We start from the raw sequence: 15,015 nt of genomic DNA, 5'->3' as shown, positions 1-15,015 counted from the left end.
GGCGAAGCGCCACCCGGCTTTCTGACTTTCATTCGAAATTAAATTTGTGCTCCCCGTCACCTTGTTATTAGAATGTTTCTGGTCGCAGTTTTGAGCCAGGAGCAATGTATGACCGTTAAAGTTATCGTCACTGATATGGACGGAACTTTTCTCGACGACGCCAAAAAGTACGATCACGCACGATTTATGGCGCAGTATCAGGAACTAAAAAAACGCGGCATCGAATTTGTCGTCGCCAGCGGCAATCAGTATTACCAACTTATTTCCTTTTTCCCCGAGCTGAAAGACGAAATTTCCTTCGTCGCGGAAAATGGCGCGCTGGTTTATGAGCATGGCAAGCAGCTGTTTCATGGCGAACTGACCCGGCATGAGTCCCGTATTGTGATTGGCGAGCTGTTAAAAGATAAGCAGCTTAATTTTGTCGCCTGCGGCCTGAAAAGCGCTTATGTCAGCAAACATGCGCCGGAATCGTTTGTGGCGCTGATGTCGAAGCACTACCACCGCCTGCAACCCGTGAAAGATTACCAGGACATTGACGATGTTCTGTTTAAGTTTTCACTGAACCTGCCAGACCAGCAGATCCCCTTCGTGGTTGATGCGCTGCATACGTCGCTGGACGGCATTATGAAACCCGTGACCAGCGGCTTCGGCTTCATCGACTTAATCATACCGGGATTACACAAAGCGAACGGCATCAGCCGTCTGTTGAAACGCTGGGATCTTTCGCCGCAAAACGTGGTGGCGATTGGCGACAGCGACAACGATGCGGAAATGCTGAAAATGGCGCGGTACGCTTTCGCGATGGCGAACGCCGCAGACAACATCAAAGCCCTCAGCCGTTATCATACCGATGATAACAACCATCAGGGGGCGTTAAACGTGATTCAGGCCGTACTGGATAACGCCCCGCCTTTTAACGTCTGATTCCAGATACCGGAGCGCTGCTCCGGTTTCCCCCTGCTTTTCCATTCTGCGTACCGCATCAAGCTTTTAAACTTGCATTAACTTATTTATAACTTATATTGTCATTTGTAATTAATTTAAGTTTCGAATGAAAGTCAATGCGAGGTGGTTATGGCTTTAACCTTCACAAGCGATACATTACCGGCAGAGCATAAAGCGGCGATCCGGCAGATGAAGCAGGCGTTGCGGGCGCAGCTCGGTGATGTGCAGGGCGTTTTTGACAGGCTCAGCGAGGTGATTGCCACACGCGTGGCGGAAATCAATACGCTCAAAGCGCAGGGCGATGCCGTCTGGCCTGTGCTGTCTTACGCGGATATCCAGTCCGGCGCCATCACGGCAGCGCAGCGTGAACAGATCAAGCGGCGTGGATGCGCGGTCATTAAGGGCCATTTCCCGCGGGAACAGGCGCTGGCATGGGATCAATCCATGCTGGATTATCTGGATCGCAACCATTTTGATGAGGTGTACAAAGGTCCCGGCGATAACTTCTTCGGCACATTAACCGCCTCCCGTCCTGAAATTTATCCGATTTACTGGTCGCAGGCGCAGATGCAGGCTCGTCAGAGCGAAGAGATGGCGAACGTTCAGTCTTTCCTTAATCGGCTGTGGACATTTGAAAGTGACGGCAGACAGTGGTTCAACCCGGATATCAGCGTGATCTACCCGGATCGCATCCGCCGCCGCCCACCCGGCACCACCTCAAAAGGTCTGGGGGCGCATACCGATTCCGGCGCGCTGGAACGCTGGCTGCTGCCCGCCTATCAACGGGTTTTCGCCAGTATCTTTAACGGCGAGCTGGAAAAGTACGATCCCTGGCATGCCGCCTACCGTACCGAAGTCGAAGAGTATACGGTCGATAACACCACCAAATGCTCGGTTTTCCGCACCTTCCAGGGGTGGACGGCGCTGTCAGATATGCTGCCGGGCCAGGGCTTGCTGCATGTGGTGCCGATTCCAGAAGCGATGGCGTATATCCTGTTACGCCCCCTGCTGGATGACGTTCCTGAAGATGAACTGTGCGGCGTTGCGCCAGGCCGGGTGCTGCCGGTTTCGCAACAATGGCATCCGCTGCTGATTGAGGCATTGACCAGTATTCCGCAACTGGAGGCCGGGGACTCCGTCTGGTGGCATTGCGATGTGATCCACTCCGTCGCGCCGGTGGAAAATCAGCAAGGATGGGGGAACGTGATGTACATCCCCGCCGCGCCGATGTGCGAGAAAAACCTGGCTTACGCGCACAAGGTCAAAGCCGCGCTGGAAACGGGCGCATCGCCAGGCGATTTCCCGCGTGAAGATTACGAAACAAACTGGGAAGACCGTTTTACGCTGAGCGATCTGAACGTTCACGGAAAACGCGCGCTGGGCATGAGCTAAGCGTCATACAGCCCTTCCCGCTCTACGGCGGTGCGTCGTTTCCCTGGACGTATCCGCCGCACCGACTCCCGCACCGTCAACGTGCCGTTCAGCAACAGCGTACCGATTGGCGCATTCGGACGAACCAGACGTTGTTGCAGCATATGTACCGCCTCCGTCCCCAGCTCATCGCGCGGCACATGCACTGCTGTTAACGGCACATCCTGAATTTCCGCCAGATTAAAGCCGTCAATACTCATCACCGACACATCCTGCGGCACGCGAAGGCCGCGCTTTTGCAACGCGCTGATGACGCCCGCCGCCATAAAATCACCGCCGACCAAAAACGCCGTCGGCAACGCCTTATCCGGCGTATTCGCCAGCCATTCGCTGACCCGCTGCTCCGCCTCTTTCGCACTGAAACTCGGCGATACCAGTAAATCCCGCTTATCGTTAAATTTCAGATTATGGGTTTGCCAGGCGTCGCGAATGCCGGCCAGACGCAGCTCCATCGTGTAGCGACGCAGGCAGAGCACCGTCATCACGTCGCGATGCCCCATTGAAAAAAGATAATCAGCGGCAAGTTCGCCAATGGCGCGGTGATCGGGCGAAACGGCTGGCAAACGCATTCGCTGGTCGCGGCAATTAATCAGTACGCAGGGTTTCCCCACGTCCACCGCCAAATCGTGAATATGCGGATCGTCAATCCCTAACAAAATCGCCGCCTGCGTTTCCGCTTCGTTCATCCGCGCGAGGAAAAGCTGCGCGTCACTGTCCAGCTCCTCAAGCGCGCAATAACGCAGCCGTACTTCATACGCCGTCAGTCCTTTACTCACGTTCTGAATCACGCGGTAGTAAAAGATGTCGGACCGCTCATCAAACGCCCGCTGCGGCGCAAAGACCACCAGACTATTCAGCAACAGCCTGCCTGCCGCCATCCCGTCCATGACGCCCAGCTCCCGCGCGCACTCCAGCACTTTGTTGCGCGCTTTTTCACTGGTATTTGCCTTCCCCGCCAGCACGCGGGAAACGGTGCTGACGGAAAGCTGCGTCCGCGCGGCAATTTCGCTGATTTTGAGCCTTTTATCCATTTTGTGATCTTGCTCCATTTGCTAAATGAAAAAATTTTCATAACGCACAAACAGGGAAATAACTGGCTTAACGCCCATCTTGCCAGAGCGATACCGTTAGTAATGAGAAAACTTGCACAAAATCCGCTATTGCCCGCCCATTTTCTCACTTAACCTGAACTTGTCACACAACTTACATACTAGTTGTATAGCAACTAAGAATAAATAAAAAGATAACTTTCAATGAGATAACAATATTTGTGTGACACCCAAACGTTTATTTCCCCTACCGTCCGTCTTGTGGAGAAAAGAAATGAGTCAGGACATCAATAACACTGTCGCCGCGAGTAAAACCCGCCGCGTCATCAAAAATTTGCGCTGGTATGTGCTGGTGCTGTTCTTACTGGGTGTGACCGTTAACTACATCACGCGTAACTCGCTGGGTATCCTGGCGCCGGAGCTAAAAGAGAGTCTGGGGATCACCACCGAGCAATACTCCTGGATTGTCGGCGCGTTCCAGATTGCCTACACCATTTTCCAGCCCCTGTGCGGCTGGCTGATCGATGTGATTGGCCTGAAGATTGGCTTTATGGTCTGCGCCGGGATCTGGGCGCTGATGTGTATCTTCCACGCGGGCGCCGGAAGCTGGCTGCATCTGGCAATTTTGCGCTTCTTTATGGGCGCATCTGAAGCGGCCGCTACGCCAGCCAACGCCAAAACCATCGGCGAATGGTTCCCGAAATCAGAGCGTCCGGTCGCTGCGGGCTGGGCGGGCGTCGGCTTCTCAATTGGCGCCATGCTGGCGCCGCCAATCATCTACTTCGCGCACGCCTCATTCGGCTGGCAGGGCGCATTTATGTTTACCGGCGTGCTGGCGCTGCTGTGGGTGATCCTGTGGTGGGCGTTCTACCATAACCCGGAACAGCACCCGAACCTGAGTGGAGAGGAGCTGGAGTATATCAAGCAGGATAACGAGCCTCCGGCCGTGAAACTGCCCTTCCTGACCGCGCTGAAAACCGTGTCGAAAAATAAACGTTTCTACGGTATCGCGATCCCGGCCTTTATGGCAGAACCGGCCTGGGCGGTGCTGAGCTTCTGGGTACCGCTGTATCTGGCGAAGGAACACGGTATGGATCTGAAGCAGATCGCCATGTTCGCCTGGCTGCCGTTCCTCGCCGCCGATCTCGGCAGCGTGGCGAGCGGCTACCTCACCCGCCTGTATACCCGTCTGTTTGGCTGCTCTCGCGTTAACTCCGTGGTGGCAAGCTCCGTGACCGGCGCGTTTCTGATGATTTCTCTCGGCATCGTGGCCATTACCCGCGATCCGTATATCACCATCGTGCTGATCTCCATCGGCGGCTTCGGTCATCAGATCATCTCCTGCATGCTGAGCGCACTGGTCGTGGAGTCGTTTGATAAAGGCCAGATGGCGACCGTCAACGGAATGCGCGGCTCTGCGGCGTGGATCGCCAGCTTCCTCTTCTCTCTGTTAATTGGCGTTACCGCCGACAAAATCGGCTTTAACCCGCTCTTTATCGCCATGGGGTTCTTTGACCTGATTGGCGCTGTTTTCCTGGTGGCATTTATTGCTGAACGTCGCGCCAAGCGCGCCTGATAGTGGATGTATTGCGTATGAAAACCCTGAAAAACTGGATTGTAGAGAAACAGTCGGCCCATCATCTGGAACTGCTGGTCGATGGTCAACACCATCTGTGCCTGTACGTACTGGAAGAAAATCTGTTTCGCGTGCTGATCAAACGTAAAGGCGAACTGGCATTAGACAGAACCTGGAGTATCGCCCCGGCGCAGGATGTGCCGTGGGAAGGCCGCAGCCGCGAAGATGTAAGCGGCTTTAGCTGCCCGGCCTGGCAACTGACGCAGCAGGATGGCGCGCTGATTGTCGCTACTGAGCAACTGCGCGTGACCGTCCACCAGCCGCTGTGGCTGGAGTGGCACTATCGCGATGAAACGGGCGACTGGCAGCCGCTGGTCAACGACCGCCCCACCAGCGCCTATCTGCTGAACGCTCACGGCGACGGCGTAGCGCACTATTTAAGCCGCCGTAAAGATGAACGTTTTTACGGTCTGGGCGAGAAAGCGGGCGACCTGCAACGCAACGGCCAACGCTATGAGATGCGCAACCTTGACGCAATGGGCTATAACGCGGTCAGCACCGATCCGCTGTACAAACATATTCCATTCACCATCGCCCGCCGCGATGACGTCAGCTACGGTCTGTTTTACGACAACCTGAGCAGCTGCTGGCTGGATCTGGGCAATGAAATCGACAACTATCACACTGCCTATCGCCGCTGGCAGGCGGAAGCGGGCGATATCGATTACTACATCTTTACCGGCAAGCGCGTGCTGGATGTCACCAAAGCCTTTGTGCGCCTGACGGGGAAAACCCTGTTCGGGCCGAAGTGGAGCCTGGGTTACAGCGGCTCGACCATGCATTACACCGATGCGCCGGACGCGCAAAACCAGCTGATGAACTTTATCCGTCTGTGCAATGAACACGCGATTCCGTGCGATTCGTTCCAGCTTTCATCTGGCTACACCTCCATTAACGGCAAACGCTACGTCTTTAACTGGAACTACGACAAGGTGCCGCAGCCGAAAGTGATGACCCAGGCATTCCACGATGCGGGGTTGAAGCTGGCGGCCAACATTAAACCGTGTCTGTTGCAGGATCACCCGCGCTACAACGAAGTCGCGGAAAGAAGGCTGTTCATTCGGGATTCGGAAACCGACGCGCCGGAACGTTCAAGTTTCTGGGATGACGAAGGTTCTAACCTTGATTTCACCAATCCGCAAACCGTCGCCTGGTGGCAGGAAGGCGTCACCACACAGTTGCTGGAGATGGGGATCGACTCCACCTGGAACGACAACAACGAGTTTGAAGTGTGGGATGGCGAAGCCCGCTGCCACGGCTTTGGCCGCGAAATCGCCATCAAACATATTCGCCCGGTCATGCCGCTGTTGATGATGCGCGCCTCGCTGGAAGCGCAGCAGCGCTTTGCGCCGGAAAAACGCCCGTACCTGATCTCCCGTTCCGGCTGCGCCGGGATGCAGCGTTACGTGCAAACCTGGAGCGGCGATAACCGCACCAGCTGGGATACCCTGCGCTACAACACCCGCATGGGGCTGGGGATGAGTCTGTCCGGGCTGTATAACGTGGGTCACGACGTCGGCGGTTTCTCTGGCGATAAACCGGATGCGGAGCTGTTCGTGCGTTGGGTACAGAACGGCGTGATGCACCCTCGCTTTACCATCCACTCATGGAATGACGATCATACGGTGAATGAGCCGTGGATGTACCCGGGCGTGACGCCGGCGATTCGTAGCGCGATTGAGCTACGTTACCGTCTGCTGCCCTACTTCTACACGCTGCTGTGGCAGGCGCACGCCGACGACGAGCCGATGCTGCGCCCCACTTTCCTCGACCACGAGCACGACGCGCAAACCTTCGCAGAGTGCGACGACTTCCTGCTTGGCCGCGATATTCTGGTGGCGAGCGTGGTGGAACCCGGTCAACGTGAACGCCGCGTCTGGCTGCCGGATAACGAAACCGGCTGGTACGATTTCGATAGCCACGAATGGTTCTCTGGCGGCCAGTGGATCACGCTGAACGCGCCGCTGGAAAAACTGCCGCTGCTGGTACGCGCTGGTGCAGGTCTGCCGCTGAGCGAACGGATCACCCATGTCAGCGCTGAACGCGACGATACCCGCGAGCTGAAACTGTTCCCGGTCAAAGGCGTGGGGACAACGTCCGGTCTGCTGTTTGAAGACGATGGCGAAAGCTGGGGTTATCAGACGGGCAATGCCCTGTGGGTGGAGTGGGAGATGGTGTGCGATGGGGCGACAGTCAACCTGAAGATCAACGCGCGTGGCGACTATCGTCCGGCATGGAACGCGTTGCAGGTATCGTTACCGGCGGGGGAAAAACGCACGCTGCGGGTGAATGGCGTTGAAGGGAGTGAGTGGGTGTTGTAGTGAGTTGTTGATTGCCGGGTGGCGGCTTCGCCTTATCCGGCCTACAAACTGTAGCGTAGGCCCGGTAAGCGTAGCGCCACCGGGCTTTTTTTTAGCCGTCGATCCCTTTACTACGCAGATAATCTTCGTAGTTGCCGCTGAAGTCCACCACACGCTGCGGCGTAATTTCCAGCACGCGCGTCGCCAGCGAGCTAACAAACTCACGGTCGTGAGAAACGAAAATCAGGGTGCCCTGATACATCTCCAGCGCCATGTTCAGCGATTCGATCGATTCCATATCCAGGTGGTTGGTCGGTTCGTCCATCACCAGGATATTCGGTTTCTGCATCATCAGCTTACCGAACAACATACGCCCTTTTTCACCACCGGAGAGCACCTTCGCCGGTTTTCTGATATCGTCCTGGCTGAACAACAGACGGCCAAGAATGCTGCGTACAGCCTGCTCGTCATCGCCTTCCTGCTTCCACTGACTCATCCATTCAAACACCGTCAGGTCATTTTCGAACTCATATTCGTGATCCTGCGCGTAATACCCAATGCGCGCGTTCTCTGACCATTTCACGGTGCCGTTATCCGGCGCCAGATCGCCCACCAGCGTTTTCAGCAACGTGGATTTACCCACGCCGTTAGTCCCGAGTACCGCAAGCTTTTCGCCCACTTCCAGCAACAGATTAACGCCCTTGAACAGCGGTCCGTTATCAAAGCCTTTCGCGAGCGCTTCCACTTCCAGCGCGTTACGGAACAGCTTCTTATCCTGTTCAAAACGGATGAACGGGTTCTGACGGCTGGAGGCCTTCACCTCATCAAGCTTAATTTTATCAATCTGACGGGCACGAGACGTTGCCTGGCGAGACTTAGACGCGTTAGCGCTAAAGCGGCTGACGAAAGATTGCAGGTCTGCAATCTGCGCCTTTTTCTTGGCGTTATCGGCCAGCAGGCGTTCACGCGCCTGGGTGGCGGCAGTCATATACTCATCGTAGTTACCCGGGTAAATGCGCAGTTCGCCGTAATCCAGATCCGCCATGTGGGTGCACACCATATTCAGGAAGTGACGGTCGTGCGAAATGATGATCATGGTGCTGTCACGTTCGTTCAGTACCTGCTCCAGCCAACGGATCGTGTCGATGTCGAGGTTGTTGGTCGGTTCATCAAGCAGCAGGATATCGGGGTCGGAAAACAGCGCCTGCGCCAGCAGGACACGCAGCTTCCAGCCCGGCGCGACTTCGCTCATCGGGCCGTAGTGCTGCTCAACCGGAATCCCCACGCCCAGCAGCAGTTCGCCCGCGCGCGCTTCGGCAGAGTAACCATCCATTTCGCCGTATTTCACTTCCAGATCGGCCACTTTATAGCCATCTTCTTCGCTCATTTCCGGCAGCGCGTAGATGCGGTCGCGTTCCTGTTTCACTTCCCACAGCTCAACATGCCCCATGATCACTGTGTCGAGTACGCTGAACTCTTCGAAGGCAAACTGATCCTGGCGCAGCTTACCGATACGCTCGTTCGGATCGAGAGAGACGTTGCCCAGCGTCGGTTCGAGATCGCCGCCGAGGATTTTCATAAAGGTGGATTTACCGCTACCGTTGGCGCCAATCAGGCCGTAACGGTTGCCGCCGCCAAATTTGACGGAAATATTTTCAAACAGCGGCTTGCTGCCGAACTGCATGGTGACGTTGCTGGAAACTAACACTGGCGTATCCTGAAAAATATGTGACAAACCGCTTATTATGCCACAAGTCTTAAATAAGATCGCGCCTCACGGTAAGCCGCTAAAATTGTCCTCACGGGAAAAAAATGTGATTTCGTACACATCTGAATTCCCACTTAACGGGAATGCACATATAATGCGCTCCCAACATGACAGAATTCTCAACCCAATAGCCTGCCAGGCACTGAATCTCGCATAACATGAATATGAAATTAACAACGTTTTTCGCGGCGGCCCTCGCTGTAGTTGGCTTTTGCAGCACCGCCTCAGCGGTGACTTATCCTTTACCGACCGATGGCAGTCGCGTCGTTGGTCAAAACCAGGTGATCACTATCCCGGAAGGCAATACCCAACCGCTGGAGTATTTTGCGGCTGAATACCAGATGGGGCTGTCTAACATGCTGGAAGCGAACCCGGGTGTTGATACCTTCCTGCCAAAAGGCGGTACGGTGCTGAACATTCCTCAGCAGTTGATCCTGCCGGACACCGTGCATGAAGGCATTGTCATTAACAGTGCGGAAATGCGTCTGTACTACTACCCGAAAGGCACCAACACGGTGATCGTCCTGCCGATTGGTATCGGTCAGTTAGGGAAAGACACGCCAATCAACTGGACAACGAAAGTTGAGCGTAAGAAAGCAGGCCCGACCTGGACGCCGACGGCGAAAATGCATGCCGAATACCGCGCGGCGGGCGAACCGCTGCCAGCCGTCGTGCCGGCTGGCCCGGATAACCCGATGGGTCTGTACGCGCTGTACATTGGTCGTCTGTATGCGATTCATGGCACCAACGCCAACTTCGGTATCGGCCTGCGCGTCAGCCACGGCTGCGTCCGTCTGCGTAACGACGACATCAAGTTCCTGTTTGAAAATGTGCCGGTCGGCACCCGCGTACAGTTTATCGACGAGCCGGTGAAAGCGACCACTGAGCCAGATGGCAGCCGTTACATTGAAGTCCATAACCCTCTGTCTACCACGGAAGCGCAGTTCGAAGGCGGCGAGATCGTACCGATTAACCTGAACAAAAGCGTTCAGAGCGTCACCAGCCAGCCTGATGTCGATCAGTCTGTGGTTGAGCAGGCCGTTCAGAACCGTTCCGGTATGCCGGTCCGTCTGAACTGATCAGAGCAATGTGCCGGGTGGCGACTCTCGCCTTACCTGGCCTACCGCGTCGGCCCGATAAGCGTAGCGCCATCGGGCCATCACTTCAGCAACAACAATCCATATCCCACCAGCGCCGCCCAGAGCAGCATCGGCAACGAATACCAATGAAACCGCCACCAGATACGCCGATCATTTGCCATCCGCAATGCAATCAGATTCGCCAGCGATCCCGGTAGCAAACCAAAACCACCGATATTGACCGCCCAGGCCAGCAACGCGGTCGGCGGAACGTAGTTGAGCAATAAAATCGTGGCGGGCACATTGCTGATAAACTGCGACAGACCGAGCGCAGTCAGCCAAAGCCCCGGCGCAGAGAGCGTTTCAACATGGCGCAGTACGCCCTGTAACACCGGTAGCTGTATCAATAAATGCACGTCGATAAACATCGCCATAAACACCAGCAGCAACGTCCAGTCGACGCTCAGTACCACGCGGCGCGCCAGGACGATGAACCCTGCCGCCACAATCGCCAGCCCCCAGAGTTCCTGCTTCAGTTCAAGCGCGGTCAGAAACACGATATACAACCCAAGGCAGCTCCACACCAGGCGCGGTTGCCACTCAGGGGCGCGCGTACCGGTATGGTACTGCAACGCCTTCCCCGGAAAACAAAGGCCGCACAGCACCAACAGCGTCAGCATCATCACGGCGGCAAGCGGCGCCATCTGCCAGACAAAAGCCGCAAATGAGAGACCAGAACGCCCCCACAACAAAATATTTTGCGGATTGCCAATCGGCGTGAGCAGCGAACCGGCGTTGACCGCCAGCGCCTCAAAGATAATCAGCCGGTTTACCGGAATCGCACACAGTCTTTTCAGGGTAATAGTCAGCGGAACGACGATAAACAGCGCCACATCGTTGGTCAGGAACGTTGACAGCACCGCCGCCGCCAGCACCATAAACATTGCCAGACGGCGTTCCGTTTTAAAACGACGAACCATTCTGCGGCCCAGCACATCAAAATATCCGCTCAGCTCAACGCCTTTGGTCAGCAGCATCAAACCGCTCAGCGTAATAATGGTGTGCCAGTCAATTGCACCCGGCCAGGTGCGGGGAGTAAACGGGACGAACAGACTGAGTCCGGCCCCGACAAGGAGTAATAACAGCAGGAAACGATCGCGTCTTAATGCCCGCAGAAAAGGAAAACTCATTCAGAAGGCGTTCCGTGCTTTTGTGTAAACAGGCGGAAAGCCTCAAGCGTTTCCTGGCTTACATGGTGCTCCATCCCTTCCGCATCGCGGCGTGCGATTTCCGGGCTGACGCCCAGCACCAGTAAAAAGTTTTCCACGATCTGGTGGCGTTCACGGCTTTCCTGCGCCAGCTTCTCTCCTTCTGCGGTCAGGAATACCCCGCGCCAGGGGATCATTTCGATAAGCCCTACCGACGCCAGACGCTTGAGCATCTTGGCGACCGTCGGCTGGGAAACGCCAAGTCGCGCCGCCATATCAACCTGGCGCGCTTCACCGACCTCGATAATTAAATCGGAAATCAGCTCAACGTAGTCATCAATCAGTTCACGGCGATGCGCTTCCCTGACCTGGCGGAACCCTTCGACGTGTTCTTCGACATTCACTAATTGCGTCACTTTTTTTGTTGTTGGCGTACCTGCGCGACGACTCATTCTGCTTCCTCGTTACTGTGACGCGTTAATTGCATCTGGCTGGAGTGGGCCCATTGTAAACCAGAGTTGCACAGGCTCAAAAATTTAACGTTTTAGCAATAGCTATATAATATAGCCTGTGCTATATCTGTATGTAATGCAGGCATCCCTCACGGATCGATGGGATCGTAAAGTCAGGAGGTTTCTATGAACGAATTTAAGAGGTGTATGCGCGTGTTTAGCCACTCTCCCTTTAAAGTACGGTTAATGCTGCTGTCCATGCTGTGTGACATGATCAACGGCAAACCCGAGCAGGATCAGCCCTCGTCAAAATAACGCGGCGTCGCGGTACGCCGCTCCATTTTGACGCCATCTTCTCGGCCATCAAGGCGCGCTCTGCGCTGTGTTTTATCTCAATACCCTTTCTTTTTGTCGGTTTTGCTGCCCCCTTCGCAAAACATTTTCCTTGTAGTAGTTGACCTTCTTATACACACGCTCTATCGTTGCGCAGCCCTGCATATATTGCGGCTCGCAGATGCGGACCCCATCCCCTCTTCACGCACTTTCCGGCAGGTATTGACCCTTAACGCCAGGGTGAGCACATGGCGTTTTTGCAATAGTGGCATATGAATTTAACCCTCAAAGACTCGCTTATTGCCCGCAGCAGGGCCATTAGCCCGTGGACTGGCTTCTACTTTTTACAGTCGCTGCTGATTAACCTCGCGTCGGGCTACCCGTTTAGCCTGTTCTATACAGCGGCCTTTACCTGCCTATTGCTGTTGCTCTGGCGCACCGCGCCGCGCGCGCAAAAGGTGTTGTTCGGGCTATGCTCGCTGATCGCCGCCATGTATTTTCCGTTCGGCCAGGCCTACGGCTCGCCAAACTTTAATACGCTGCTGGCGCTGCATTCGACCAATGTGGAAGAGTCCACCGAAATCCTGACCATCTTCCCGTGGTACAACTATCTGGTAGGCCTCTTTATCTTTGCGCTGGGCGTGATTGCCGTTCGCCGTAAGCAAGAGACGGAGAAAAAAGCCTGGCGCATTGTGGACAGCGTGTGTCTGCTGTTCAGCGTCATCGCCTTCTTTGTCGCGCCGGTGCAAAACCTGGCGTGGGGCGGCGTGTTTAAATTAAAAGACACCGGCTACCCGGTTTTTCGCTTCGTGAAGGATGTCATCGTCAACAACAATGAGGTGATTGAGGAGCAAGAGCGGATGGCGAAGCTGTCCGGGATGAAAGATACCTGGACGGTCACTGCGGTTAAGCCCCGATACCATACCTACGTGGTGGTGATCGGTGAAAGCGCGCGGCGTGACGCAATGGGCGCATTCGGCGGTCACTGGGATAACACCCCGTTCGCCAGTACCGCCAACGGTTATTTTTTCATGGATTACGTTGCCGCCAGCGGCTCAACGCAAAAATCGCTCGGTTTAACGCTCAACCGCGTGGTCGACAACAAGCCGCAATTCCAGGATAACTTTGTGACGCTGGCCAACCGTGCCGGTTTCCAGACCTGGTGGTTCTCGAATCAGGGGCAAATCGGCGAATACGATACGGCTATCGCCAGCATCGCGAAACGTGCCGATGAAGCGCACTTCCTGAAAAGCGGAGACTTCGAAGCTGACAAGAATACGCGTGACGATGCGCTGTTAAAAATGACCGCTCAGGTACTGGAGACAGAACGCACGCAGCCGCAGTTAATCGTGCTGCACCTGATGGGCTCGCACCCGCAGGCCTGCGATCGCACGCAGGGAAAATACGACGTTTTCGTGCAGTCGAAAGAGACCTCTTGCTACCTGTACACCATGACCCAAACGGACGCGTTGCTGGGAAAACTGTACGCGCAGTTGCGTAACAGCGGCGACAGCTTCTCTATGGTCTACTTCTCGGATCATGGCCTCGCATTTAAAGAGCGCGGGAAAGAGGTGCAGTATCTGGCGCATGACGACAGGTATCAGCAGAATTTTCAGGTGCCGTTTATGGTACTTTCCAGCGATGACAAAGCGCATCGCGTGATTAAAGCGCGCCGCTCGGCAAATGATTTCTTAGGCTTTTTCTCGCAATGGACGGGGATCAGCGCGAAAGAGATTAAAACCAAATACCGTTTTATCTCTGAGCAGAAAGCCGGACCGGTCTTCATCACCAACTTCAAGTTGCAGAAGGTGGATTACAACCATCTGGGTACGGATATTTTTAGTACCAAACAGCGCTAACCTGTAGTCCTGATAATGTTGTAGGCCTGATAAGACGCCTCAGCGTCGCCATCAGGCATTGCCGGATGGCGGCATAAATACCTTATCCGGCCTACACATCAGACAAAAAAAATCCGCCCCTCGGGGCGGATTTTTCATATCACCGAAGTGATTAGAAGCGGTAACCAACACCGGCGATCCAGGTGCCGACGTCCACGTTACGGATACGGCTCTGCTCATAAGAGAAGTCCAGCGCAACGTTTTCGATCGGGTTGAACTGCAAACCGGCACCGTAGGAGAAACCGTAGTCGCTGGTGTCGTGTTTGTCAGCCGGAGTGGCAGCAGTCTGGAATTTACCGTAACCCACACCAACAACACCGTAGATGCTTGCCCAGTCGTTCAGACGGTAAGCAGGGCCGGCGGTGAGGCCGTAGTACTGAGTTTTGTTGTAATCGCCAGCACCGTTAGTACGATCTTTTTCTGTGTAGGTGAAGGAACCGATTACGCCCAGCGGGTTGTTGTCCTGCTCGTAGCGATACTTCAGGTTAAAACCGTTCATTTTGTTCGCTGCGCCCTGAGCATCGCTCTGAGCGTAACCACCCGTAACGGTAGAAGTAGCAGCTACAGCAGTACCTGCGGAAATAGCCAGAACAGCGGCCAGTGCTGAAAGACATGCAATTTTTTTCATAACCACCTCAAATGTGCTTCAAGTAAATCCTAAGTTATAAATATATCAAAAATTGATGAGAAACTCTTTGCGATTCGCGATGTCTAACGGGTCTTTTCGTGTAACAGAACATTTCCATAACCCGCTATCTCTTTCAAATAACATCACTTTTCCGGTGAAGCGCACCATTATTACGCGCACAATATGGTACATTCATCCAGATAATTCCTAATTACGCAGTTTATTAATCCATCAATTCATCGATATTTTACGGATTCTCCGGGATTTTTTTTCAACGAATACTCAACC

At 54.7% G+C, this 15,015-nt stretch carries 12 protein-coding genes; 7 read left to right on the top strand and 5 right to left on the bottom strand.

Annotated features, from left to right (window positions below; translation table 11 throughout):
• Nucleotides 1-108 precede the first annotated feature (108 nt).
• Complete coding sequence (locus OGV83_RS07290; protein WP_049010113.1) at nt 109-924, top strand: Cof-type HAD-IIB family hydrolase; 816 nt, start codon at nt 109-111, stop codon at nt 922-924.
• 150 nt (nt 925-1,074) lie between these two features.
• A complete protein-coding gene (locus tag OGV83_RS07285) occupies nt 1,075-2,337 on the top strand; it encodes a DUF1479 domain-containing protein (protein WP_286463344.1) in 1,263 nt (420 codons plus the stop codon).
• On the opposite strand, the gene OGV83_RS07280 is transcribed toward OGV83_RS07285, so the two are convergent.
• A complete protein-coding gene (locus tag OGV83_RS07280) occupies nt 2,334-3,407 on the bottom strand; it encodes a LacI family DNA-binding transcriptional regulator (protein ID WP_024130506.1) in 1,074 nt (357 codons plus the stop codon). The genes OGV83_RS07285 and OGV83_RS07280 overlap by 4 nt on opposite strands.
• A 292-nt stretch (nt 3,408-3,699) precedes the next feature.
• Between OGV83_RS07280 and OGV83_RS07275 the strand changes: the two genes are divergently transcribed.
• Together OGV83_RS07275 and OGV83_RS07270 are read left to right on the top strand one after the other, a co-directional pair.
• Nucleotides 3,700-5,001 carry an MFS transporter gene (locus tag OGV83_RS07275; protein WP_049010087.1) on the top strand — a complete coding sequence of 434 codons (1,302 nt, stop codon included), beginning with the start codon at nt 3,700-3,702 and terminating at the stop codon, nt 4,999-5,001.
• 17 nt (nt 5,002-5,018) lie between these two features.
• Entirely contained in the window at nt 5,019-7,382 is a 2,364-nt protein-coding gene (locus tag OGV83_RS07270) for a glycoside hydrolase family 31 protein (protein WP_286463343.1), read from the top strand.
• A 91-nt stretch (nt 7,383-7,473) separates the two neighbouring features.
• Here OGV83_RS07270 and OGV83_RS07265 read toward each other — a convergent pair whose 3' ends face one another.
• On the bottom strand, nt 7,474-9,069 hold the full coding sequence (locus OGV83_RS07265; protein WP_047457942.1) for an ABC-F family ATPase: 1,596 nt from the start codon (nt 9,067-9,069) through the stop codon (nt 7,474-7,476).
• A 218-nt stretch (nt 9,070-9,287) separates the two neighbouring features.
• Here OGV83_RS07265 and ldtB point away from each other — a divergent pair, with 218 nt between their 5' ends.
• Entirely contained in the window at nt 9,288-10,208 is a 921-nt protein-coding gene (gene ldtB / locus OGV83_RS07260) for a L,D-transpeptidase (protein WP_012133148.1), read from the top strand.
• A gap of 80 nt (nt 10,209-10,288) precedes the next feature.
• Here ldtB and OGV83_RS07255 read toward each other — a convergent pair whose 3' ends face one another.
• Nucleotides 10,289-11,398, bottom strand: coding sequence for an anion transporter (locus OGV83_RS07255; RefSeq protein WP_012133149.1), 1,110 nt, complete (start codon nt 11,396-11,398; stop codon nt 10,289-10,291).
• Complete coding sequence (gene mntR, locus OGV83_RS07250) at nt 11,395-11,868, bottom strand: manganese-binding transcriptional regulator MntR (RefSeq protein WP_012133150.1); 474 nt, start codon at nt 11,866-11,868, stop codon at nt 11,395-11,397. Before mntR ends, OGV83_RS07255 begins: the two co-directional genes overlap by 4 nt.
• Before the next feature lie 186 nt (nt 11,869-12,054).
• On the opposite strand from mntR, the gene mntS reads away from it, so the two are divergent.
• Both mntS and OGV83_RS07240 read left to right on the top strand, forming a co-directional pair.
• Nucleotides 12,055-12,183 (top strand): manganase accumulation protein MntS, encoded by a 129-nt coding sequence (gene mntS, locus OGV83_RS07245; RefSeq protein ID WP_047457949.1) that lies wholly within the window; start codon nt 12,055-12,057, stop codon nt 12,181-12,183.
• 290 nt (nt 12,184-12,473) lie between these two features.
• A complete protein-coding gene (locus OGV83_RS07240) occupies nt 12,474-14,060 on the top strand; it encodes a phosphoethanolamine transferase (protein ID WP_104868881.1) in 1,587 nt (528 codons plus the stop codon).
• A gap of 151 nt (nt 14,061-14,211) precedes the next feature.
• On the opposite strand, the gene ompX is transcribed toward OGV83_RS07240, so the two are convergent.
• Entirely contained in the window at nt 14,212-14,727 is a 516-nt protein-coding gene (gene ompX, locus OGV83_RS07235) for an outer membrane protein OmpX (RefSeq protein WP_012133153.1), read from the bottom strand.
• Between the last annotated feature and the right edge of the window lie 288 nt (nt 14,728-15,015).

This window comes from Citrobacter sp. CK189 (assembly GCF_030333505.1).
Lineage (GTDB): Bacteria > Pseudomonadota > Gammaproteobacteria > Enterobacterales > Enterobacteriaceae > Citrobacter_B > Citrobacter_B koseri.
The sequence above is the reverse complement of the archived record's forward strand: the minus strand, read 5'-3'. Positions and strand labels throughout refer to the sequence as shown.

Bases quoted from the DNA above. Each gene is read 5' to 3' on its own strand.
- OGV83_RS07290 (WP_049010113.1), top strand. From the start codon at position 109: ATGACCGTTAAAGTTATCGTCACTGATATGGACGGAACTTTTCTCGAC.
- OGV83_RS07285 (WP_286463344.1), top strand. From the start codon at position 1,075: ATGGCTTTAACCTTCACAAGCGATACATTACCGGCAGAGCATAAAGCG.
- OGV83_RS07280 (WP_024130506.1), bottom strand. From the start codon at position 3,407: ATGGATAAAAGGCTCAAAATCAGCGAAATTGCCGCGCGGACGCAGCTT.
- OGV83_RS07275 (WP_049010087.1), top strand. From the start codon at position 3,700: ATGAGTCAGGACATCAATAACACTGTCGCCGCGAGTAAAACCCGCCGC.
- OGV83_RS07270 (WP_286463343.1), top strand. From the start codon at position 5,019: ATGAAAACCCTGAAAAACTGGATTGTAGAGAAACAGTCGGCCCATCAT.
- ldtB (WP_012133148.1), top strand. From the start codon at position 9,288: ATGAATATGAAATTAACAACGTTTTTCGCGGCGGCCCTCGCTGTAGTT.
- OGV83_RS07255 (WP_012133149.1), bottom strand. From the start codon at position 11,398: ATGAGTTTTCCTTTTCTGCGGGCATTAAGACGCGATCGTTTCCTGCTG.
- mntR (WP_012133150.1), bottom strand. From the start codon at position 11,868: ATGAGTCGTCGCGCAGGTACGCCAACAACAAAAAAAGTGACGCAATTA.
- mntS (WP_047457949.1), top strand. From the start codon at position 12,055: ATGAACGAATTTAAGAGGTGTATGCGCGTGTTTAGCCACTCTCCCTTT.
- OGV83_RS07240 (WP_104868881.1), top strand. From the start codon at position 12,474: ATGAATTTAACCCTCAAAGACTCGCTTATTGCCCGCAGCAGGGCCATT.
- ompX (WP_012133153.1), bottom strand. From the start codon at position 14,727: ATGAAAAAAATTGCATGTCTTTCAGCACTGGCCGCTGTTCTGGCTATT.